Here is a 22,853-nt window from a genome sequence, read left to right on the forward strand (position 1 = left end):
GGGTTCATGCGGTTCAGCGTGCCACTCTTCGCCGTGCCAGTGTCCGCTCTCGTAGGTTTCCCCCGGCGGGGGCGGTTTCGGTGTCGCAGGCTTTGACGTATCAACAGGGTCAGCCGTGACAGGGCTGATAATCTTCACAGGGGCTTGACTCGCAACCTGCTGGTATTCCCAAAATGTGACACCAATGGCAACACCTATCAAAACGAGTAGAACAGGGATCCAAAACTTTTTTAATAACATCTTTTAAAACTCCTTTATCCTATAAGAGCTCATTCAGGCGTTGTTTTAGAGAAGATGAGGCATAATCCAAAGCAGTAGCAAAACGTGAGTTTGATAAATAATTGTGCAATTTTTTGTAGAAAGAGAACCTTTTTGGTATAATGAAGGTATCCGATATCTTCAAACCAAAGGAGTTCTCTGATGGGTATTGTACCACTTTTCTGCGAAATACACGACTTTTTTATGATGTCCGAGACCGATATTTCAACATGCTGTGAACCCGACACACCCCCGGAAACCCGCGGGCAACCCAGATGCCTGCATCCGAGCGAGGTGATGACGATCCTCATCGCCTTCCATCAAAGTAGGTATCGGACGTTTAAGCACTTTTATCTCAAAATTCCCAAAGTTCAGTATTACCATAGACAGCACCCACCCAATCCGATTTTGAAACAGCATGACTTTGTGAGGTAAATGTGAAAAATGAACAAACCATTGCCAACCAAGCTAAAGTGAATGAGAAATCTTAAAATTGAATGACCCTGTATGAGTTCTATGGAAAACTTGACTTTTTTCCGCACTACGGTTAAAATTTAATTCACTTCATTATGATCAGGTTTATTGTAGCCTGCAGCAATACGCAGCAATACGCAAGCAAAAACACGCAGGCGGATATACGGGATAGAATATGAAATCACTGAAGAAACGCCGAAGCAAAAACACTCATCTCAACGAACCGCAAGGTATAATTAGAAAATTGATGATTCTAATTCTCCTCTGGTTCTGTTCGCCATTGTCTGGAATCGCTGACGAGAACCTCAGCGACCACAGCAGATACGTCCAACACGTAGAGCAAGCCTTCCTCCTCATGTTTCAAGGCGACAACCTCCGAGCTATCTCTGAGTTTGAAGCCGCCCTTGTAATTGAACCCGACCACTACGAAATCCTACACTACCTCGGCATGGCGCACGCCCAAGAAGAATTCTGGAACAAAGCCACCGAAAGTTACCAACGCTCCTTAGCACTGATGCCTGATAACATCGAAGCACTCTACTCACTCGGTGTTGCCTATTTCAGACTTGATCGGTGGGCAGACGCGGTGCTCCCCCTCCAACGGGTTATAGAACTTTCCCCGCAACACGCACGCGGGCACGAAATGCTCGGGAAATCCCTCGTAAAACGCCGTCAATATGCTGAAGCCGTTCCGATCCTGACAAAGGCACTCTCGCTGACCTCACACGCCGCCAATCTCTATTATGAACTCGGCATCGCACACCTGAATTTAAAAGCATATCCCGAAGCGATAAAGAACTTCAAACTGGCAATAGCGCATGGTCCAACAGGTTATGCTGAGCCACACCACGGACTCGGCACGGCGTATTTTCGATCAGGCGACCGGGAGAAAAGTAGAGTGGAAATGCAAATCTATCAGCGACTTCAAAAGGAATTCGCTGAATACGAACGCCTCACCCGTCTCACGCGCGCCGAGCCGAATAACCTTGAGGCATGGACGGAATTAGCCACACTTCTCATGAACCAAAAGAACTTTGCCAAGGCGGTCTCCGTCTTTCAGAAATGCATTGAACTCGCTCCCAATAACGCCCACTTTTACCATGGGCTGAGTCGTGCTTTCATGAGCCTCAATTATCCTAAGCACGCCGCAGAAGCCGCCAGAAAAGCCGTCCAACTCATGCCGAACCAAGCGATTCTCTACAACACCCTCGGTAGCACTTACGCGATGCAAGGCGAATCGCAAAAGGCACTGCGTGCATTCCGAAAAGCGGTCGAACTTGATAGCGACGAGCCTTATTATCACCTCAACCTTTCAAGACTCTATGAAGGTATGGGCAACCAAAAACTCGCGCAGGAGCATCATCGCATCTATGAATATCTTTTATCCAAGCAGAAATAGCCATTTCCGCAGTGTCGCATGCGGTTTATTCCTCCTGCTTCTCAGCATTGGTATGAGTTTTGGCGTATCGGCGCAGGATACAGAGCATCTCATATTCGTCTCCGCAGGCACCTTTACGATGGGAAGCGATACCCGTGCTGCCGATGAAAAACCGATGCACAAAGTCTATCTCAATGCCTACTACATCAGTAAATATGAGGTCACAAACGCCGAGTACTACGAATTTTGGAAACAGCAATTAGAGATAGCTTCTCCTGAACAAACACCCCAACACACTCCAGAGAACTTCACGCATCTTCCGCAGATCGGCGATTGGCCCGCACGCGCAGAACAGTTTCCGAATCACCCAGTGGTCGGTGTGTCCTGGCACGATGCCAACGCTTATGCCGCGTGGAAAGGTATGCGACTCCCGACAGAGGCGGAATGGGAGAAAGCAGCGCGTGGTTACAGCAATAGAACATGGCCCTGGGGCAATGCCCTTGAACCCTACGCGAACACAGCGGCAAATGACGACGGTTATCAGAACCGCCTCGCACCTGTCGGCAGTTTCCCGAAAGGCAAAAGTTACTACGGCGTAATGGATATGGCTGGAAACGTCTGGGAATGGACAGCCGACTGGTACAGCGATGTCTACTATTGGCATACCTCACAAGCTGCCACGAAACGTCCGAAACAGAATCCAACAGGACCGGCAGTTGGAAGCTGGCGTGTCATCCGTGGAGGTTCATGGATTGATACCATCACCCGATGCAGCACTACATTTCGGTTTTATCTCTATCCTAATCTGAAAACCTCCTTTGTGGGTTTCCGATTGGCAAAATCCACTTTTTAATTTTACCTTGCGGAGGAACGACGCGGGTTGGAACTTTGACAGACTTTTTTCTCGAGTCGCCTGCGCCGTTGTTACAGGCTGCTGACTGTGCATTCAGGTAATGCCAAAATTTACGACAATGTTCTTCTTACAATCCTATCCCCATTTAAAGTCCTTATTACAAGCACTCCTATTCCTGCTGCTAACCGTAGGCACCGCCGCTTCGCAATCCCCTATCTTCATGGATGTCACCGAAGAAGCCGGTATCCACTTCAAACATAACAAAGGCACCACCGAACACAAACACATCATCGAGACAATGGGGTCGGGGACGGTCTTCTTCGATTACGATACTGACGGGGATCCCGACCTCTATTTCGTTAACAGTGGGAGCGTTCCTCAAGGAACCCCACAAGCGTTCGGGAACGTCCTCTATCGAAACGAAGGCGATGGACGTTTCACGGATGTTACCGAAACCTCAGGCGCAGGAGACACAGGATATGGGATGGCGGCATCTGCAGCGGATATCGACAACGACGGCGATCCCGACCTCTATGTCGCCAACTTCGGACAGGATAAACTCTACCGAAACAATGGCGACGGCACCTTTACCGACCTCACCGAAGCCGCCGGTATTGATAACACCCTCTGGAGTATCGCTGCGGTCTACCTCGATTTCGATGTAGATGGCGACTTGGACATCTTCGTCGTCAATTATCTGGTGTATGACTTGTCAATGCCGGTGTCTACCTACAAAGGCATTGTCGGTTACGGGCACCCGCGTAGCTACGAAGGAACCCCCGATGTCCTCTACCGAAATAACGGCGACGGCACCTTCACGAATATTGCCGAAACAGCAGGTGTGACGAATCCCGTCGAAGGAAGAGGTATGGCAGCGGTCGCTTGGGATTACGATCAAGACGGATTTCCGGATATCTATGTCGCTAACGATACGAATAGAAACTTTCTGTATCATAACAACGGCGACGGCACTTTCACGGACGAAAGCATCTTCATCGGTGTCGGTTACGACGACAGAGGGGTCGCTGAAGGGTCTATGGGGGTGGACGCTGCAGACTACAACGGCGATGGATGGCTGGATCTGATCGTTGCGAATTCGGAGAAGGCAACCCTCTATAAAAACGAGGAAGGGTTCTTCTTTGCTGATGCAACTGCGGACAGTGGATTGGAACAACCGACACTTCCGTTTGTCGGTTTTAGTCCACTCTTTCTGGATTACGATAACGATGGACATCTCGATATGTTCTGTGCAAACGGACACCCACAAGATGTTATTGAGATATTGGGGGACAATGAAACATACGCCCAACGCGACCAGATATTTCAAAATAACGGCGATGGCACTTATACCGACATCTCTGCATCCGCGGGAACTTACTTTTCGGACCCCCTTGTTGGCAGAGCCGCCGCGACTGCTGACTATGACAACGACGGCGACCCCGATATTGTTATTATGAATTCCGATCAGCGTGCCGTGCTACTGCGGAATGACGGCGGAAATCTGAAAAATTGGGTGAGCCTTAAACTGATCGGAACGCAAAGCAATCGCGACGGGATCGGTGCGAAGGTCAGCGTCACGGCAGGAAACATGACGCTGATACGGGAAGTAAAGAGCGGTTCAAGCTACGCCTCAGGAAGCGATACACGCTTACTGTTCGGCTTAGGAGAGCATCGGCATGTCGAGAAAGTGAACATCGTCTGGCAAAGCGGAACCATACAAAAACTGCGAGACCTCCCCATCAACCAGATTCTGACAATTGTGGAATCAGAAGAGTAGGGAATTTCAATCCTACATTAGACAACAAAAAACCCGCGTCCTTATTTGGATGCGGGTTTCTCGTTTAACAATAAAAATTACTGACGCTTGAGTGCTGCCCACTGTGTTGCCAGTTTGCCTTGCGGCTCAACGGGTGTGAGGACATCCAAGAAGAGGTTATCTTTCGTGGGTGCGATGAGCAGATCGGTGTCGGTCGGTTCAAAGCGAAGGTTGACGTAATCTGCGCCACCCGATTCACCACATTTGAAGTGCAAGAAGTTCTCGCCTTTGTGGAATTGAACCTCGGTTGGCGTTGTGACTTCACGAACCCCACCTGTCCAGGCACTATTGTCATAGATCTGTTCGCCATTGATCCAGATTTGGGCGTAATCATCGTGTGCAGGGTGCATCGTTGTCGTCCGGTCATCTGGTGAAATAACGACGATGATACCGTGCCATGTGATGTCGCGACCATCAGGGATCCCGTGGCTTGTGGACATGTTCAGTTGGTCTTCGGTATTGATGTCAACAATGGACCACGCGAGTGAACCGCCATTATCCGGGAGGCTCACGATGGCGTTTGCGGTTTTTCCGGCACCGTCGCGTGTGGAAACGGAGGCGTTGGAAATCAAACCACCACTGCCTTCAGCAAGGTAATCAATCGTTGCCGATGTGTTAAAACCACCCGTATCGGTGACGAGATCGAGTCCCCACCATTTTGCAATCCAATTATCACCTGCCGGTTGCCAATTCTGCGCGAATGCCATCGGTGAAATCATGACAACGCAGGCAAGTGTGATAAAGATTGTGAATTTTTTCATAGCTATGAAATCTCCTTCTCTAAATATACACAAGGCTCAGAGTTCTTGAGTAAGAAGCGCGCTTCCCAAAATCTCATTACCTCATCAGATTTTTACTATTGGTGATAGCAGTACTGCGTGCAAATCACGCTTTTTAATGCTGACGTTCCACCGGTCATCTGTCAGCAGTGCGATCCTTTTTTTGATCTTCTGCGAGATAGTATACGTCACCCCGAGAAGTTGAAAGAATACACAAAATCAATTATAGCACTTTTCAAATATGAATTGCAAGAAAAAAGTGCAAAAAATTATCGAATTTTCATAATTTTAGCAGAATGCATCAATTTTGTCAACTTTAATTTGATTGACTCCGTTTTAAATGATATAATAATATAACCTGAATTCCGGAGAACACCGACTACCCCACTCTTTACATATACTACGGAAACGCATTCTGATTCCTCGGGTTACGCCTTATGAAAACGACACGGTTATTAATTTTTACCATCTTTATTCTTTTCGTGCTGAATGTAAACGTTTATCCGCTTTTCGCACAAGCACCGACAACTCCGAAAATCCTATTTACCTCAACGCGGGATGGAGGTCAGCGCGAAGTATATATCATGAACACCGATGGTATGGGTGGAACACTAGTGGAGATTGGTTCGATCCAGAATATGCCTTGTCGGTCTCACCACAACCGCACCTGCTAACCACAACGTGGGGAAAGGTGAAGAAGAAACAGACTGCGCAATAAATAGTGCTGATCGGGTTGAGGGATAAACAGACTTATATCGAAATGGAGAAAACATCATGAACCGTTCCTATAGGCGACACCGTTCCATGCGCGCCCTGCTCTTTGCGGGCATCGTCCATCTTTGTCTCGCCATCACTTTTATGTTCTCGTTCTATACGCCGAGCCAGAACAGGGGTGAAGACGCGCTGGCAGTGGAACTCATCAATCCAGAAGCCTTTCGGGAACAACGGCGCACCCTCAAACCGCCGCCCCCCAAAAAACTCCGAACACCACAGCAAACAGATCCCTCTACGGATACAAACCAACGGCATCTTGACCTCATGGCTTCCGCGAATTTAATCGACGAAACCGTGCGTCAATCGGAAGCGGCACTCCTACACAGTGCAACAAGATCCACATCGGACCTAGAAACGACACTCCCCGATGTGACCACAGACGCAGAACGGATCAATAGCCGAGAGACGCCGATCTCAGGAGAGGTTGCGAGTCCCTATCAGACGACCGCAGGTGCAGGTGTAGACAGTCTCCGACAACGCGTCAAAGGGGACGGCGGTGGTGGATTCCATAGGCTTCAATCCACGGGTGCCTCTGAAATTGGGACTATCGGCGACGGTGATGGAGACAATGAAGGGGAAGGCACTGGTAAAGGAAATAGCAACCCATTCGCGAAAGCACTCAAGCGTATCGCCGATCATATCATCGGAACACGAGAGGTAGACAAGGTGAACGTTGTCTTCGTCATCGACACGAGCGCGAGCATGCGCGATAACATCCAAGAAGTCGCCGCGAACCTGTTTGCCATGACCGATGAATTCGATCTCGTCAATCTGGAATACCACCTCGGCATGTCGGAATTCAGTGTCAGATACGAAGGTCAAAAACTGGAGATTCGGACGTTGTTACCGGATGTCGGTATGCTTCGCAGACGGATGCAAAAAGCCAAACTCAGCGGAGATGAACATGCCCTCGACGCACTCTTGGATACCCCGTATCGTATCGACTTCCATGCCGATGCTGACCAATACATCATCCTCGTAACCGACGAACCCGCATCGACACACATGAGGAAGGACGGGGCTTACGAGACAATGCGGGAAAAGGTTATCAAAGAATATCAACTTCAGGGTATACGTGTGAACGTTCTTGGGGTTCCAGAACCGTTTCAACAAAAGTTAGCGGAAACGACGGGGGGACTCTGGCAGCCGATTCCGGGCGGTTTCGGTAAGGCAACCACGCTTCCGAGCGATCGTGTCGCCAATGAGGCATTTATGAAGGTTTTCCGGGACATTGTCAAAGACATTCGCCGAAACGGGGGACGATTGCTTTTCAGTATGGAATCTCAATTCGAGGTGCTCCTCGAAGATGGCGATGTCCCTATAAAAAAGTTGCAACGTGAATTCAAGAAGAATGGGGTCTCTATAGCCGGTGCCGACAATCTGTTTGGAAGTTCTATGGTCTGGGAGAAACAGAAGGGGGATCTGTGGGTAATCACCGATTATACAAACGGTCGCATCTATACCATCCGCAAACAGGGGGATAAGCTGAACGTTTTCGCCGGTATCTATCCTGAAAGCTGGAATCTCTCGAACAGTCTCACGGCTATGACGCAAAAGCGTGGCAACAGATGGCTTATAAACGATTCGACCCGTCGTCGCATGTATACTATCCGAAATGAAAATAACCGCCTGAACATCTATGACGGGGCAGCACTCAGTGCATCTCCTGACAGCGCGGTAAGGGGATTTGAACCCGTCGTGGACATTGTGGTAATGCTCGATTACAGTCGGAGTATGGGGGGCAAATCCGAAGCGATTATGCTCGGTTTAAGCACGCTTATGGGTAGGTTAGACATTCTGCCAATTAAATATCGGATCGGACTGATCCGTTTCGCCGAAGCGAAGGATGCCATCAAAATCATCAACGGCGCGGTTGTGACGCAGATGCCGCTCAACGAATCCATGCTCGAAAGTTCCATGGAGGCTCCATTTGGCGGAGACGAGCATCTCATTGACGCTATTGTGGAAGGCGTGCCGAAAGTCAAATTCAGTCCGTATGCCAGCCGATTCCTGCTCATTCTGACAGATGAACCGACAACGGGAAAATATCCGCCCGAACGCGCACTCCGTCTCTGTCAGTCGTTAGGCATCCGTGCTTATGTTATTGGACATCCGGGCCCCACAGATTTTCAGAAAAAACTCGCGGAACAGACAGGTGGACGTTTTTTTACAATGCCGAAACACCTCAATAGAACCTACCCAAATCAATAATTTAAAAGGAGACGACATTACATGTCAACAACTTCTACAAGTACGCAACAACACCGAGAAATGGCAACTGAAGAGGGGCCCGTCGCAGTCGCGATCGTCACCGTGAGCGACACACGCACCCCTGAAACAGACAAAAACGCCGTATTCCTGCGCGAACAGCTCGCGGCAGAAGGAAACAGCGTCACCGCATACCAAATCATAAAAGACGAACCCGATCAAGTCGCTGAAGTATTGGATAAAATGGCGGAAAGCGATGCACAGGTTATCCTCTTCAACGGTGGCACGGGTATCGCCCCGCGCGACACCACTTTTGACATTCTCAATCGCAAATTGGAAAAGACGCTGCCCGGATTCGGCGAACTCTTTCGGATGTTTAGCTACGATCAGGTCGGTGCCGCGGCAATGCTCTCCCGAGCGACGGCGGGTGTCTACCGCGGAAAAGTCGTGATTTCCACACCCGGTTCGACTGCTGCTGTGCAATTGGCATGGGAAAAACTGATTGGACCCGAATTGCAACATCTGGCGTGGGAAGTCGGACGGTGACCCTATAACACCTCACGGGTGAACGTATACGCATGCCGCAACCACGAGGCGTAATAGATACCGTTCGCATAAAAGAAATAGAGCAGTTTCAACCCAACGACACCGATCAAACAGGCGAACAACACAGCGAGTAGGTTGTAATCCCACACGCCCATCTTCAAAGACCGGAGCGAGGTGCGTCGCGTCGCCATTTCTGGCGAGAATCCACGACTCTCAACGGATTCGCTGAGGTGTGTCGCGTGCCGGATGTTACCTGCCAAGATCGGACGGAAACTGTTGATAACCCCGCGGCAGGTCGCCAATAGATTGAGACGGAGATACCGGAACCCCCTTAACCTTTGCGAACGGAACACCGTCGCAGCCTCATTCGTAATCACAGGAATGAAATGTAACGCCGTCGTCACCATAAAAGCAAGGGTTGCAGGCACACGCAACTGCGTCAAGGCGAGGAGCAGATCACGCGGTTGCGTCGTCCAGACGATAAAGCACCCGATAACGAGGGTCGTATTGAAACGGAGGGATTGGACGATCCCGTGAAAGAGTCCTTCTCGATAGACACGGATGCCGCCCGTCATTTTTCCAATGAGTGGCAGGTCGGCAGGCACAAGTGTAAACAGCACCGTGCGTGGAAATTCGTTATAGAAGATCGCTTGACTGTAAATCAGACCCCACGTCGTAAAGAAGAGGAAGGCACAGAGCACTCCGATCTGCCGCCATGTCGGGACGGACAGTGCGACCAACGTGAGACTCCCAACGAAACAGACGAGTAGAGCCGTCGGGCTGTCCAACAGAACGACGAGACAACCGCTAACGAGCATCATCAGGATTTTAGTGCGGGGTTCGAGTATAGTATTACGCATTGTTTCAGAGAGACACCCGTGCGGTTGGGGATTTAGTCTGGGAATAGACTAAATCCGTTCCTTTTCGCGAACTAACGTCACCTTAACCGAATTCTGTCCCTCTGCATAAGGGACATCCCATTCAATCTGCTCACAGATATCGAGGCGTCCTGTGCTACCCCGATACGATCCTGACGGCAACCCACGCACCGAGACCTGCGCACATTCCACATGCGTAGATGGCTTGGACAAAACAAGCACCAACCGTCCCAAGTCTTTCGTGAGTGTCGCCTTCTGAATGCGAGCCTTCACCGTCTCTACCGTCACACCGAGCGGCACAAAGGCACCCCTGACCCCCAATCCATCCTGCGGGACGAGGGTATAAGCGTCCGCCGTCTCGGAAACAGCACACCCATAACCGATAAGCCCGAAATCCGGATCTTGGACAAGGTAGGATTTCAGCATGCTCAAGTTGCCGTAAAGCCCCATCCCGACTTCACCAGAGAAACAGCCGTTGCGATAGTAGTTGTATTCCGGCGCCCCCTTCTCCGGCGGATTAAATCGCCATTCCCTACCGTTGTAGCCCTTCCCAGACGGATCGACACAACTCCAGACCGCCAAGGTTGCGCCGTAAGCCTTCTGCAGAAAATGTAGATCCCCGGTCTGTTCATATCTGTCGAAAAGCGGACGTGCCATCAGCGGCGTCGGGTAGCATCCGATGTATCGCATGTTCGTGCAGTAGGAGAACCACATCGGCGTGGCATCTCGGCTCGCGAGAATTGTCGCCACGACCCGTTTTTTCAAGGACTCATCGTCCGCGACCTGTGCTAAATAATACAACGCTGCCTTTGAGGCGTGATCGAAACAATACTCCGATGCGAAAGGGTATTCCTCCTCACGGAAAAATGGGAGACACCCTTCAATCGCCTCCCGAAGCGTCCGGTATTCAGTCGCCATGCCTTCCGCCTTCAGCGATTTCAGGAGACGCGCCAGAATCGGTGATCCCATCGGTGCGTGCGTCTTGGACATGTTGCCGCGGTGGTAGTCGATGTAATTTTTCGTCTCATAGACGCTCTCGTAGGTGGCATCGAGATAAGAAGCGAGAGCAGTGTTGTAGGCAAGGTTGAGATACCACAACGGTTCACGGCTGGTTTTTATCCCGTGCAACGTGGTAATCCGATACATCTGATAGTAGATGTTATAGACGTGTGGATAGTTATAGATACGCCAGACGTAATCCCATCGCCGCCAGGATCCGGGTCGTAGCCCGATGAGCGAGTTCAGCACCTGATAGTTGTCTTTGTTCTGTAACTTCCCGTAGAGAAACTTCTCAATGAATTCGTCGAGTGCGTGGATCTCCTTCTCATCGGGGTAATAAGCGTTCTTTCCAGCGAGGAATACGGGTGGTGCAAAGCATCGGTCATCGCTGCCCCCCATATCAATCGAGCCGCACGGTGCCTCCTCCTCCACGATGAGCCGTTCATCCTCGTTATTCCAGATACGAAAACTGTAGTGACAGAGGTCGTCTGGGTCTTCGACACGCTGATTCTCCACGATGAATTTGGCGCGTGCCTTCATTAAGCTCTCTATCTCCGCGATGCCGTTAAACAATAGATGTGACCACTCACCATCACCGTAGCGGATTGTCACCTTCTGTTCACCCATAGAAGTCAGACGGACGGTATAGGTGTGACGGTCACCCATCGTTGCCACTTGTTCAACTTCAATGCCATTGGCGGTCTCAATCGCTGTAATCGGTTTCTTGGATCGGAGCAGCAGATGCGCCTTCGTTCCGACAGGTAGCACCATTCCCGGCACGATCTTCACGGCGACATTCCCGTTCTGATACAACTTCTCGCTGACATCGGCGTAATCCTTGACGCGACACAGCATGAAACTGAAAGTCCGTCTTTCATCGGGTGCTAAAGTGAGTGAACGGTGTCCGTTATACCAAGGTGCCTCCGCAGTGGCTTCAGAAAACAGATAAAACAGAGAGCCAGCCCCCGTCATCATCTCGGTATTGGGAAAGAGTCCATACCCAGAAATCGCCTCCAATGCGGTGTTGTCTTGCGGAACAATCAGCAAATGGTCGCCTTTCCCACTCGCACGGGTCGCAAGGATATAGGACGAGTGTCCAGAGACAAAAGAGCTTTCAATCACGCGTTGCTCAAAGACATATTTCGTAGACTCAACCGACCGATGATTGAATCCCTGTTTCTCATCACCGATGTTGTAGTTCGTATTCAGCGTGATCGGGAGTCCGAGTTCTCCGATTTCGACCTGTTGCTTCGAAGTGTTATGTAGCGTGATCGTCCATAGAATCGCATCTCCGCTTTGCGGGTTTCCCCGAAACGCATAACGTTGCTCAATATTGAGGTGTTGGAGTCCACCTCGGTTGACGGAATTGCCCTCATAACGGGTCGTTATGGAATCGTCGTCGTGGGTCACTGTGCGGACATCGTCGCTGAGGAAGGTGTGCATCGCGCGCCACGCCGTTTCCCCTGCGAGACGCGCTTTCAGCACAACGTCGCCAGTCCAGCAGTGCATCGGAATGCGTTGCGACTTTTCGGGGACGTGTCGTTGCTTCCACCAGATGTTGAGGCGCATGTTCTGCTCATTCCCAAAGAAGTTCGTGCCTTGTGCGTCCTCTGTGAGGTATAAACCTTTGATAACACCGCTGCGTCTATCCACATCGAGAATATACTGTTCATTCGTCAAACGGAGGTATGCATCGTGGGGGGTATAGCGTGCGTATCGGACCTGTAGCATAATCGTTACTCACTTTCACGGGATAAAGGAGAGATTTTTCTTGAGAATACCCGTTTTGGGGAAATCTGTCAAGAAAAAAGAGTCCCAGCGAAATCTTCCTGTTGACAAACATCTCAACCTATGATAAACTTCGGTTCATGTGAACCATCATCACAGAAAATTCTATAACCAAGGAGAAGCTCAATGGCGAACATCAAAGTTTTGATTGCCAGTGGAATTAGCCAAGAAGTTGCGGATATGCTGAAGGATGCCCCCGCGGAGATGGACATCAGTTTCCTACCGGAGGGTGAGCAACTCAAAGACCATATCTCAGACGCTGAAATTCTCTACGGTGTCGTATCAGAGGATGCCCTTCCCCATGCGACATCGTTACAGTGGGTGATGCAGCCCTTCGTAGGCGTGGAACGGTCCATGTACCCCGCCTTCAAAGAGAGCCCCATCACACTGATAAACAGTAAGCGTCTGTATGGACCCCAACTCGCCGAACACGCCTTCGCGCTGCTGCTGTCCCTGACACGAGGGATCAACACACAACTCGATTTGATGCGTGATAAGGAATGGAAGTGGACACAGTGCGTCGAGGTATCGGGAATGACGATGGGTGTTCTCGGACTTGGGGGTATCGGCAGAGCCGTCGCGCAACGTGCCAAAGCCTTCGACTTCAACGTAATAGCTGTCGATCCCGAACCGATGGAGAAGCCGGACACTGTTGACGAATTAGGACAACTCGACTGGCTACCGGAGTTCTTGTCTCGAAGCGACGTTTTGACGGTCTGCTGTCCAATCACACCGCAAACGCATAAACTGCTATCCCAAGCGGAATTCGATGCCTTGCCAGCGGGATGCTTTTTCATCAATGTCAGCCGCGGTAAAGTGGTCGACGAAGATGCGTTGATCGCCGCGTTGAAAAGCGGAAAATTAGCGGGGGCGGGGTTGGATGTAACCTATACAGAGCCGTGTCCGCAAGACAATCCGCTCTGGACGCTCCCGAACGTGATCCTAACGTCCCATACCGCTGGTGCGTCGCAAAACATCGCCAAACGCGCAATGGAACTCTTTATCGACAACATGCACAAATACGTCAATGGAGAACCGCTTACTAACGTTGTAGATAAGGAAAAAGGGTATTAATCGCCTATCGCAAAGGCTTCCAACGCCTCTGTATCTATCACAATACCGAGTCCGGGCACATCATCAATGACGAAAGCCCCCTCCTCGATTATCGGTTTTCGCGTGGTGATTTGCCCTTTCGATTCGTATGCCTCAGGGGAATGCTCCATAATCAGGAAGTTGGGAATTGTCGCTGAGAATTGCACCGTCGCGGCAATCGAGAGGATGCCACCGCCCCCGATGTGCGGTGTTACCGGAATGTTATAGGTATCGGCGAGGCTTGCGATGCGTTTTCCTTCTGTGAGCCCTGTTCGGGCAATATCGGGCATGGTGATGTCACAGGCGCGCCGTTCAAACACCTCCCGTAACTCATAACGGGTGCGTGTCCATTCGCCAATAGCGACCGACATATCCAGTGCTTGTGCCAATGCCGCTTGCCCAGGGATGTCCTCGGGTGCCGTTGGCGATTCCAACCACACCACGTCCAATTCCTCAAGCCCGCGGCCGAGTAATGTCGCCTCTGGGACACTGTATTGGGTATGGAGGTCCACCATCAACTTAATCTTCGGACCGACCTGTTCGCGCACTGCTGCGACGATCTCCAAAATCTCGGCGCGGCCGTGCGTTGTGTGAATTTTTAACCCGCCATACCCCTGCGAGACATGCTTCGCTGCTTGTGTCGCCGCCGCTTCCGGAGTGCTGCCGCCAACACCGGCGTATAAAGGGATCCGATCGCGATAGCGTCCCCCCAGCACCTTGTGAACGGGTTTCCCTGTGGCTTTCCCGATGATGTCCCAGAGGGCAATGTCGCATCCAGCGAGTGCATCGATGAAAAAGCCGGTATAGTGTCCACGCTCCCGCATCGCCGTAAACATCCGTTGCCAAAGAAATTCCACATCAAACGGATCTTTGTCCATGAGGATCGGACGACAGAGATCCTCAACGATTGTCTTCGATGTGCGCGGTGAAACGGGGCTTTGTCCTTCGCCATACCCGACGATACCCTCCGATGTTGTAATCCGCACGACCATCGTTTCATGGTGGCGCGAGTAAATGGAACGCCATCCTTCAGGTGGCAAGTAATAACTGTCCGTGTGTTCCTCTGCTGATTTTTCCGTTTGGTATCGGAGCGCGAACGCTTCAACCTGTGTAATTTTCATGGTTAAATACCCTCTTTGACATCAATACCTCGCGACAGATTTTCTTGAACTTTTAACCGAATAAACGTAAAATATGGGGAGACGGTTCACTTTTCTATGACGACACACCACGACTTTTCACCGACCGCCCAGCTATTCAAATTCTCATGATGCCTTCACCACGTTCACCTATAGATACACCAAATCATGAAAAAATCACTCTCCGCACCATCCTCATATCCCTGCTACTCCTGCCCTTCATCTACAAATGGCATATTGAGTGTGAAGCCCTCCGATACACCTTTCCAACATTGATGGCACCGTTTTATAGCGTCGTGTTTACGCTCTTAGTCATCTCAGTGTTCAACATCGTTGTAAAGAAATACGCCGCAAAGCATGCCCTAACAGGCGGCGAACTGATTAGCCTTTATGTTCTGATGTCCATAACACTGCTGTTCATGTCTTATGATATGTTCCTACCACTCGTCTCAATTATCGTTCACGCCTTCTATTTCGGCACTCCTGAAAACGAATGGCGCGAGTTGTTTTGGCGTTATCTACCGGAGTGGTTAACAATCAATGATCCGCGTGTGCTCCGCGCATTCTATCTCGGCGATGCCCCGTTTTTTGAAACGCACTCTGTGAAGAAATGGGTGATACCGACGTTCTGGTGGTGCACCTTCACTTTCGCGCTTATCTTCGTGATGCAGTGTATCAATATCATCATCCGCAAGCAGTGGACGGAACAGGAACGTCTCGTGTATCCGATTGTCGAGCTCCCGTATCAACTTGCCTACAATACAAACCAATTCCTTCGAAACCGGGCGATGTGGTGGGGATTCGGCATTGCGTCACTCATCAGTCTTGCCAACGGGCTTAACATCTTTTTTCCTTCAATTCCTGCTTTCCCAAACAAGCACATACCTCTCAACACATTATTCACTGAAAAGCCGTGGACGGCCTTTCTTCGCGGTGGGAATGCGATTATTGTCTATCCCTTCGCAGTCGGACTTGGTTTTCTGATGCCGCTCGACTTGCTTATATCGTGCCTGCTCTTTTTCTTTCTTTACAAAGTGCAATACTTTATCGCTATCCTAACCGGACTCGAAAACGTCCCTGGCTTTCCGTATCCGTACGAACAGAATACCGGGGCATACATCGGTATCTGCATAGTCGCGCTTTGGAGTACACGCCGGCAGATTTGGCGGGCGTTCCGCACAGCATTTGGACGCAGCCAAGCAACGGACGAAGCAGAACCGATGCGCTATCGAACGGCGCTTTTGGGGATTATTTTCGGTGGAATATTCATCATTGGATTCGCGATGCGCGGCGGAATGGCGATGTGGATCGCGATTCTATTCTTCGCCGCACATTTTGCAACGATCGCGATCCCACTGACACGCATTCGAGCACAAATAGGGTTCCCGATTCACTCAACAACCTTTATCGGTCCGCACCATAGCCTTATCAGTATACTTGGCACGCGGCGCATCGGTGCCCGAAACCTAACATGGTTTTCCCTCTTTTTTTGGTTCAATCGAGACAATCGGAGCCACCCAATGCCGCATCAACTTGAAGCGTTTAAACTTGCCGAACGCGGGAATCTTGATGTCCAAGGCCTGTCTCGTTTGATGATTCTCCTGACAGTCATCGCAATGCCGTTGTGTATCTTCATGTTGGTAGATACATTCTTTGAACTTGGGGTTAATACCGGCAAAGTGGGTGGACAGATTAACAGTTTCGGCGGACGCGCATATCGCTTCCTTGAGGGATGGCTCACGTCGCCCCAAGACCCAAACAGGGGTCATATCGCTGCGATAATATTCGGTTTCTCTCTCACAACCTTGCTTTCAGCGGTGCGGAGTCGACTGTTCTGGTGGCCCATCCATCCGCTCGGTTACGGGGTATCCTTCCACCTGCACCTTTTCTGGGCGGCGTTTGCCATCAGTGCGCTCGCCAAATGGAGTGTCTTAAAATATGGCGGGCTTGGTCTCTATCGGAAAGCAGTGCCGCTCTTTCTCGGATTGGCACTCGGGGATTTTGTCATGGGTAGTTTCTGGAATATCTTAAGCATTCTCCTTGACAGACCGACGTACACATTTTACTATTAAACTGGAACCGACAGACTTTGACCATCGCCCGAACAAATGCTACAATCGCTGCTTGATCTTTCCCCACGTGGTCGCGAGTTTGTCTGAAGCGGAAACCGCTTGCGGTTTGCCAGCCGTTTCGCCTTCACCGTCTCCCATTTCAATGTCATCAATATAAGCCGTCAGCGCATCGGGATGGTCCCAACCGAAGAAGATCCAACCGAGACTCGGATTCACGCCGCCTTTTCCCCCTTCGCCTCTAAAACCGAAACCATCGACGATCTGTTCGTCATCGACGTAAAAGTCATACGTTTTCTTTTTAAAGTCGAGCACGATACGGAAATGGTGCCATTCCCCCAATTTCAGCTCCCCGACCTGTTGTCCTACATTGCCGTCAAGCGCGTGGATAGAGGTATCCCCCCGGGTATTAAACACGGCAGCCCCGCCCCACTTAATGGCATCTCCACCGATATAAAACAGCATTATGCCTGCGCCCTTATCCCGCTGCGTGAATAACGAAACATACTGAATTCCGTCATGCGTGCCGTCGAAACTTCTGAGGACCATTGTGTCTTCTGTGATTAGAATACTTTTGCCTGTGTCGCCGCGCTTCACCTCGCTGCTAATTTGGCAAGTGTTTTGGTTCATTGCCGTTTCCCAGTCATCTTGCCCAGCGATATCACCATCTTTGAAGTTGTCAAAATTCTCACTGTACCACACGTTGCCAAACGCATTGAACCCCAAAAACAGGAGTCCGAAACTGAATACCAAACTTCGCTTTAACATCATCATAAGCCTCCTGAACGTTTTGTTATTGGATCCTATCATGCCATCATTATACTTGAACTTCTGGCCAAAGTCAAACGTTTTTTAAAGTGTGTGCTTGAAAACTAATTGACTGCATCAAAGGTATATGCTAATCTATTCTTTAGAAATTAACATCCTATATCTCCCTGAAAGGCAAAGTTAATGGAACAATGGATCACAGAAATTATTAATGGGTTACCGAGCCTTGCGCTTTTTGCGATAATCGCGGTAACCCTTTACATACTCGGCAAAGGTGCGGATTGGCTCGTTGACGAAGCCGTCATCCTTTCAACCCGATGGGGTTTAGGGAAAGCGGTCATCGGTGCAACGATCGTGAGCATCGGCACCACAACTCCAGAGGCGGCAGTCTCTGTGCTATCGGCACTACAAGGAGAACCGGGACTTGCACTCGGCAATGCTGTCGGCTCTATTATTTGCGATACGGGACTCATTCTCGGATTGGCATCCCTCATCGCGCCCCTTCCTCTGAACCGTCAATTGGCGTCACGGCTGTCAAACGTCCAAGTAGGTGCGGGCATCCTGCTGGTGCTTGGGTGTTTCCCGTGGACCTCCCCAGCGAAAGTCTTCACACAAGGCGGCACTTTACTACAACCTATAGGTTGGGTCTTCGTGGCACTTCTGGGGTTATACATCTATCAGTCCATTCGGTGGGCAAGTGCCTTAGGCGCGAATGCTGATAATGACGGAGAAGAAGTGGAGGCAGAGGGAACAGGTGCTTTTGGAACACTCCTTAAACTCGTCGGGGCAATCGCTATCGTGGTCCTTTCTGCCCAGGTTCTAATTCCGACTGTGATCGAGATAGCAGACAGAATAAAAGTCCCGGAACACATCATCTCGGCGACCCTCGTTGCGTTCGGGACATCGCTCCCGGAATTGGTAACGGCAATAACGGCAGTCAGACGCGGACACGGAGAGTTGGCAGTCGGGAACATCATCGGTGCGGATATTCTCAATGTCCTTTTCGTTGCGGGTGTCTCCGCTTCTGCAACGCAAGGGGGTCTGCAGGCAGACGGTCAGTTCTTCCAGTTCCTGTTCCCGGCGATGCTGTTTATCCTCATCGTCTTCCGGTGCGGGATCTTCGTATCGGGCGATCAGTTGAAACGTCCGTTTGGGATCGTGCTGGTCGCGACATGGCTCCTGGTGACAATCCTGAGTTATGTCCTTTCGATTGAGATGCATTAAAGGCTATCAGCAGTCAGCAATCCGTAATTAGGTGGATAATAAACGATTTCCTCACTACGAGCGAATGGGTTTGTAGTCGTGTGATTCATCGCACGTTATAAAACGATGAGAACGGGCAATAAATGGTTTCCCTACTACAAACGAGTCCCCTTAAACCAGACGGTCCTGAGTTCAACATCGCGTCCCTTGACAAATTTGTGCAGGTATGTAATAGTAAATCCCAAGTTTCGATAAGTGTCCAAAAAGTTTCTTCAAAGGAGGCATGATAATGGACAATAATCAAACCGAGGTGAAGGAAGTTTATCGCGCTCCGGCTTTTGCTGATTTCAAACCGGAACTCTCGGCACCCGGTGCCACGCCGGAAAGATTGGCGCATTTAAGGGAACACGGTTTCGTCATCATCAACGACTTTGTCGACAATCCGTGGATTCCGCTCCTCCGAGAGGCAGGTAGACGGGTTACACAAGCGTGTGCGCCAGAGAACGGTTACGATGTTATCGACTGCTCAAAGGGATACGTTCACCGGGCGGGTGAGAACGAACCGTGGGCAATCCGAGGTATCATCCATCCCGCATTTAAAGAACCCGCTTTCACTGAATTTTACGGATCCCCAGATTTCACGGGCTTCGTCAAGGCGTGGTGTGACGTAGAGCCTGAAGACCTCGTCATGACGAATATTCTCCTGTGGTGTAATCCCCGTAAAAAGGATAACAGACTCGGATGGCACAGAGACACGACATGGTGGGGGACTGGCGAGAGTTACTTCTCGCAAGAAAGTCGCCAAGAAGGTCCTGAAGCCTATTCTGAGGCGGTGGAACGGATCCGCTGGAAAGAGATTCAGGAAGAAAATGAGAAGCGAATTACCGAACGGAACAGTGTCGGCATGTTCTTGGCACTCGCAGACGATGAATGCCACGAACTCGTCCAGGGTAGCCATAGCCGATGGCGCACCCCACTTGAACACGACGTGCTACTCCCACAATCCATGAAGGACCAAGGGGTGCCCTATACACCGAGTTGGAACGGCACAGACCCACTTCCCGGACAGATCGCGATTCGGCTGAAACCGGGCGAGGCACTTATCCGTAACGGCACGACGATCCATACAGGACACACCGTGCCTGAACGTGAGCGCAATACGCTCTCAATCGGTTGGTCGAAATGGCAAGGTCCCCCCGAGGAGGCACCGAAGGTCGTCGATGCCCGATTCGCATGGCAACTCGATCCCGCCGTGCGTGAGGCACTTCCGCACGAATGGATGAAAACGGCATGGGATCGCTGGGCGGCGAACCACAAACTCGGAGATCGGCTCGAAGACCGCTACGCAGGTTTTGACATCCAACGCATCAAAGCGGGTGAAGTGGTTGGGTGGCGAACTGAACTGGAACGTCAAGCCGCTGCGGCAGGCGAAGCGTGGGAACAATACCAAACCGTATCCTAACGAGAGAAAAGAAAGAGGCGGACCTTATTCAGATCCGCCTCTTTCTTTTTTTGTTTTTTCGGAAATTTAGACCACTCTCTAAACCAAGATTGCGATACAATAACAATCTCATAGAAAGGAGTTTCCGATGGCCAAACGAAGCCAGAGCGTGTATGGGGCATTTTATCATCGGAGAATCTTCTAATGGTAAAATCCCTTCATCAGAAAATCAACAAACGGATACTGCGGCTTGAATTCGCCGAGATCGCCCCCCTGCTTTCATTCCTGATTGGGACACGCAAGTGAGATTTGATCCCGGCGCGTTTTATGAATCCGTGTATCGATATGTAAACTTCCATATTGGGAAGTATGGGACTGTAATACCGATTCCACGTAAGAAAGCGTTGAAAACACTGAGCGTCTATCGTGTGTTACTCACACAGGAGACGCTCAAGCAGATACATCAGAGGAGAAGTAACCAGTGACCAGTTCATTCCGCTACGCTCCACTTGTAGTTTCCAGAGGGGGACAGTTCACTCTTAAGTGGTAACTGGTGCCCCTTAACTTCTTTGCAGAGAACAGACTTCCGCAGCATCTCTCTCGAAAAACGATTGACCGGATTTGGAACAGAATCAAAGGAGCATATGGTGGCAAGCATCGCCCACCGGATGTCAAGATATTTGATGAGACTGTCCTATTTGAAAACACAGACCCCGGTGAGGCGGATTCTCATTGAAGCGAGAAGACGCATCGGGCATTTTATCAGACAGGTGTCAAATACTCTATAGCATAATCTTGGTTTAGACAGTGGACCAAATTTTCGATGGCAGTACATAGGTTTCAACATGGCAAAGGTTCAGATGTTCCTTCGCGTCGAAAAAAACCAGTGATAACATAAGGAATCAAGTTTAGATTATGAAAATTCTACGAATGCTTTCAATAATAATGTTCGGTGGTTTTCTATTCCTTTTAGGGTGTGAAGGGGATAGTGAAAATCCTGTAACTGTGGAATGTCCTGAAGTTAAGACTCCAGAGGTTTCGGAACCTGAGATTCTAGATATCTCCTTAAATAGTTTTGAATTATTAGTACTAACGTGAGTTTGATAAAAGTTTAGTCTTTAGAAAAGCACGGGTAAATCGTTGACTTCCTGCAGTTCAGCGAGGTTCAACGTGGGTTTGTTCTCTAACAACTGATATGCGATCAAAGCAGAGAAGACATTGACTTGGAAGTTCTCAACACTTCTATGACGACTATGTTCCACCTGCATCTGTGTTTTGAGTTCCCGAATCACTGATTCAATAAGCACCCGCTTCTTCAGCAATACCTCATCGGAGACAGACAAGTCCAGGGGATCCATGTTCTTACGGACTTTGTAAACCAAGTTCAGGTTTCCTTGTTCCCGGAGGACTTCTCGAAGGTCTTTGGAGATATACCCTCTATCTCCGTAAAGACTTCCGTGAAGGCGCTCTGCGAACGTTCGTAGCGGTTTTCGGTCATCTACATTTCCAGGGGTCAGGGCGACATCTAAGAGGGCACCGGTGTGATTGATAACGAGATGAAGTCTAAACCCGTAAAACCACCCCATAGATGTTTTCGAGCGTTCCGCTTCTGCGGCGAAGACGCAATGTGCGGAGATCCGCTTGTTATCACAGACCCGCAAGCGTGTCGAGTCAACGAAGGACACCCCGCTACAGGCTCCGAGGTGCGTGCCGAGATAAAGTTTCAAAAGCGTCAAGACTTCTTTCTTCAACTGCACGAACCGAGAATAACTCACGAGGGTCGGAAACTCAGCACGCCAATACACGCAGACATGTTTGAGATAGAAGTGCTTAAACGTCCGATAGTTGCTCTGGTGGAAAGCGATCAAGATCGTCATCACCTCACTCGGATGCAGGCGTCTCGGACGCCCCCGGGTTTCAGAACTTGCTTCGCTCGGAAGACAGTCTCTACTGATATGTGCCTCATACATCATAAAAAAGTCGTCTATTTCGCAGAAAAGTGATACAATACTCATTGGAGAACTCCTTTTGGTTGAAGAATGTGGTAACTTCATTATACCAAAAGGGGTTCTCTTTATTCAAAAAAATCAGAAATTAATTATCAAACTCACGTTAGTACTAAATGCTGCTGAGGATTCATCTGAGGACTTCAGGTCAGTACAGAGGAAATACGAACGTAAGTCCGTTAGGTTTTCAGCCACTATAAGAGCAATAACGGAGGCAGCAAGACTTTTTGAAGATCCTGGTATTTATACCTACCTTTTAAGTTTTGAAGAATCATTCAAGGGAGGGTTTGGAGATTATCCTATTCAGAGTTTTTTTCATCTTCCTAATACAACTAAAGTTTGGACAATTTTAAGAATTAAGATGCATCAAAGCAGAAAAGCAGG

At 49.9% G+C, this 22,853-nt stretch carries 18 protein-coding genes and 1 pseudogene; 12 read left to right on the forward strand and 7 right to left on the reverse strand.

Annotation, left to right across the window (positions count from 1 at the left end):
* A partial coding sequence (locus tag F4X88_21295; GenBank protein ID MYA58820.1) for a hypothetical protein occupies nt 1-240 on the reverse strand: 240 nt, incomplete at its 3' end.
* A gap of 180 nt (nt 241-420) precedes the next feature.
* On the opposite strand from F4X88_21295, the gene F4X88_21300 reads away from it, so the two are divergent.
* From F4X88_21300 to F4X88_21315, 4 genes are all read left to right on the forward strand, one after another.
* Nucleotides 421-693, forward strand: a complete 273-nt coding sequence (locus F4X88_21300) for a hypothetical protein (GenBank protein MYA58821.1) — start codon at nt 421-423, stop codon at nt 691-693.
* Between the two features lie 214 nt (nt 694-907).
* Complete coding sequence (locus F4X88_21305) at nt 908-2,131, forward strand: tetratricopeptide repeat protein (GenBank protein MYA58822.1); 1,224 nt, start codon at nt 908-910, stop codon at nt 2,129-2,131.
* Complete coding sequence (locus F4X88_21310; GenBank protein MYA58823.1) at nt 2,055-2,963, forward strand: formylglycine-generating enzyme family protein; 909 nt, start codon at nt 2,055-2,057, stop codon at nt 2,961-2,963. Before F4X88_21305 ends, F4X88_21310 begins: the two co-directional genes overlap by 77 nt.
* 298 nt (nt 2,964-3,261) lie before the next feature.
* Complete coding sequence (locus F4X88_21315; protein ID MYA58824.1) at nt 3,262-4,740, forward strand: CRTAC1 family protein; 1,479 nt, start codon at nt 3,262-3,264, stop codon at nt 4,738-4,740.
* A 77-nt stretch (nt 4,741-4,817) separates the two neighbouring features.
* Here the strand turns inward: F4X88_21315 and F4X88_21320 are convergent, their stop codons facing one another.
* Nucleotides 4,818-5,540 carry a hypothetical protein gene (locus F4X88_21320; protein MYA58825.1) on the reverse strand — a complete coding sequence of 241 codons (723 nt, stop codon included), beginning with the start codon at nt 5,538-5,540 and terminating at the stop codon, nt 4,818-4,820.
* A 792-nt stretch (nt 5,541-6,332) separates the two neighbouring features.
* On the opposite strand from F4X88_21320, the gene F4X88_21325 reads away from it, so the two are divergent.
* Both F4X88_21325 and F4X88_21330 read left to right on the forward strand, forming a co-directional pair.
* Entirely contained in the window at nt 6,333-8,543 is a 2,211-nt protein-coding gene (locus F4X88_21325) for a VWA domain-containing protein (GenBank protein MYA58826.1), read from the forward strand.
* Nucleotides 8,544-8,564: 21 nt separating this feature from the next.
* Nucleotides 8,565-9,086 (forward strand): molybdenum cofactor biosynthesis protein MoaB, encoded by a 522-nt coding sequence (locus F4X88_21330; GenBank protein MYA58827.1) that lies wholly within the window; start codon nt 8,565-8,567, stop codon nt 9,084-9,086.
* Between the two features lie 2 nt (nt 9,087-9,088).
* Here the strand turns inward: F4X88_21330 and F4X88_21335 are convergent, their stop codons facing one another.
* The gene (locus F4X88_21335; protein MYA58828.1) at nt 9,089-9,946 is read right to left on the reverse strand and encodes an energy-coupling factor transporter transmembrane protein EcfT; all 858 of its coding nucleotides are present in this window, start codon (nt 9,944-9,946) and stop codon (nt 9,089-9,091) included.
* Between the two features lie 48 nt (nt 9,947-9,994).
* Entirely contained in the window at nt 9,995-12,694 is a 2,700-nt protein-coding gene (locus F4X88_21340; GenBank protein MYA58829.1) for a hypothetical protein, read from the reverse strand.
* A 183-nt stretch (nt 12,695-12,877) separates the two neighbouring features.
* On the opposite strand from F4X88_21340, the gene F4X88_21345 reads away from it, so the two are divergent.
* A complete protein-coding gene (locus tag F4X88_21345) occupies nt 12,878-13,825 on the forward strand; it encodes a D-2-hydroxyacid dehydrogenase (protein ID MYA58830.1) in 948 nt (315 codons plus the stop codon).
* Here the strand turns inward: F4X88_21345 and F4X88_21350 are convergent.
* On the reverse strand, nt 13,822-14,964 hold the full coding sequence (locus tag F4X88_21350) for a mandelate racemase/muconate lactonizing enzyme family protein (GenBank protein ID MYA58831.1): 1,143 nt from the start codon (nt 14,962-14,964) through the stop codon (nt 13,822-13,824). The genes F4X88_21345 and F4X88_21350 overlap by 4 nt on opposite strands.
* Nucleotides 14,965-15,110: 146 nt before the next feature.
* Here F4X88_21350 and F4X88_21355 point away from each other — a divergent pair, with 146 nt between their 5' ends.
* Nucleotides 15,111-17,054, forward strand: a complete 1,944-nt coding sequence (locus F4X88_21355) for a hypothetical protein (GenBank protein MYA58832.1) — start codon at nt 15,111-15,113, stop codon at nt 17,052-17,054.
* A gap of 39 nt (nt 17,055-17,093) precedes the next feature.
* Here the strand turns inward: F4X88_21355 and F4X88_21360 are convergent, their stop codons facing one another.
* Nucleotides 17,094-17,825: a hypothetical protein gene (locus tag F4X88_21360; protein MYA58833.1), complete on the reverse strand. Its 732-nt coding sequence runs from the start codon at nt 17,823-17,825 to the stop codon at nt 17,094-17,096.
* Nucleotides 17,826-18,002: 177 nt separating this feature from the next.
* Between F4X88_21360 and F4X88_21365 the strand changes: the two genes are divergently transcribed.
* The 3 genes from F4X88_21365 (at nt 18,003) to F4X88_21375 (ending at nt 20,948) form a co-directional block, all read left to right on the forward strand.
* A complete protein-coding gene (locus F4X88_21365) occupies nt 18,003-19,043 on the forward strand; it encodes a sodium:calcium antiporter (GenBank protein MYA58834.1) in 1,041 nt (346 codons plus the stop codon).
* Between the two features lie 268 nt (nt 19,044-19,311).
* The gene (locus F4X88_21370; protein ID MYA58835.1) at nt 19,312-20,484 is read left to right on the forward strand and encodes a hypothetical protein; all 1,173 of its coding nucleotides are present in this window, start codon (nt 19,312-19,314) and stop codon (nt 20,482-20,484) included.
* 281 nt (nt 20,485-20,765) lie between these two features.
* Nucleotides 20,766-20,948, forward strand: coding sequence for a hypothetical protein (locus tag F4X88_21375; GenBank protein ID MYA58836.1), 183 nt, complete (start codon nt 20,766-20,768; stop codon nt 20,946-20,948).
* Between the two features lie 708 nt (nt 20,949-21,656).
* Here F4X88_21375 and F4X88_21380 read toward each other — a convergent pair.
* Nucleotides 21,657-22,478 (reverse strand): annotated as a pseudogene (locus F4X88_21380) (IS982 family transposase).
* A gap of 13 nt (nt 22,479-22,491) precedes the next feature.
* On the opposite strand from F4X88_21380, the gene F4X88_21385 reads away from it, so the two are divergent.
* Nucleotides 22,492-22,853: hypothetical protein (locus F4X88_21385; protein MYA58837.1), on the forward strand; the 362-nt coding region annotated here is incomplete at its 3' end.

It is taken from the genome of Candidatus Poribacteria bacterium (assembly GCA_009839745.1).
In the GTDB taxonomy this organism is placed as follows: Bacteria; Poribacteria; WGA-4E; order WGA-4E; family WGA-3G; genus WGA-3G.

Excerpts from the sequence above, each read along its gene's own strand:
- F4X88_21300 (MYA58821.1), top strand. The coding sequence starts at position 421 with ATGGGTATTGTACCACTTTTCTGCGAAATACACGACTTTTTTATGATG.
- F4X88_21305 (MYA58822.1), top strand. The coding sequence starts at position 908 with ATGAAATCACTGAAGAAACGCCGAAGCAAAAACACTCATCTCAACGAA.
- F4X88_21310 (MYA58823.1), top strand. The coding sequence starts at position 2,055 with ATGAAGGTATGGGCAACCAAAAACTCGCGCAGGAGCATCATCGCATCT.
- F4X88_21315 (MYA58824.1), top strand. The coding sequence starts at position 3,262 with ATGGGGTCGGGGACGGTCTTCTTCGATTACGATACTGACGGGGATCCC.
- F4X88_21320 (MYA58825.1), bottom strand. The coding sequence starts at position 5,540 with ATGAAAAAATTCACAATCTTTATCACACTTGCCTGCGTTGTCATGATT.
- F4X88_21325 (MYA58826.1), top strand. The coding sequence starts at position 6,333 with ATGAACCGTTCCTATAGGCGACACCGTTCCATGCGCGCCCTGCTCTTT.
- F4X88_21330 (MYA58827.1), top strand. The coding sequence starts at position 8,565 with ATGTCAACAACTTCTACAAGTACGCAACAACACCGAGAAATGGCAACT.
- F4X88_21335 (MYA58828.1), bottom strand. The coding sequence starts at position 9,946 with ATGCGTAATACTATACTCGAACCCCGCACTAAAATCCTGATGATGCTC.
- F4X88_21340 (MYA58829.1), bottom strand. The coding sequence starts at position 12,694 with ATGCTACAGGTCCGATACGCACGCTATACCCCCCACGATGCATACCTC.
- F4X88_21345 (MYA58830.1), top strand. The coding sequence starts at position 12,878 with ATGGCGAACATCAAAGTTTTGATTGCCAGTGGAATTAGCCAAGAAGTT.
- F4X88_21350 (MYA58831.1), bottom strand. The coding sequence starts at position 14,964 with ATGAAAATTACACAGGTTGAAGCGTTCGCGCTCCGATACCAAACGGAA.
- F4X88_21355 (MYA58832.1), top strand. The coding sequence starts at position 15,111 with ATGATGCCTTCACCACGTTCACCTATAGATACACCAAATCATGAAAAA.
- F4X88_21360 (MYA58833.1), bottom strand. The coding sequence starts at position 17,825 with ATGATGATGTTAAAGCGAAGTTTGGTATTCAGTTTCGGACTCCTGTTT.
- F4X88_21365 (MYA58834.1), top strand. The coding sequence starts at position 18,003 with ATGGAACAATGGATCACAGAAATTATTAATGGGTTACCGAGCCTTGCG.
- F4X88_21370 (MYA58835.1), top strand. The coding sequence starts at position 19,312 with ATGGACAATAATCAAACCGAGGTGAAGGAAGTTTATCGCGCTCCGGCT.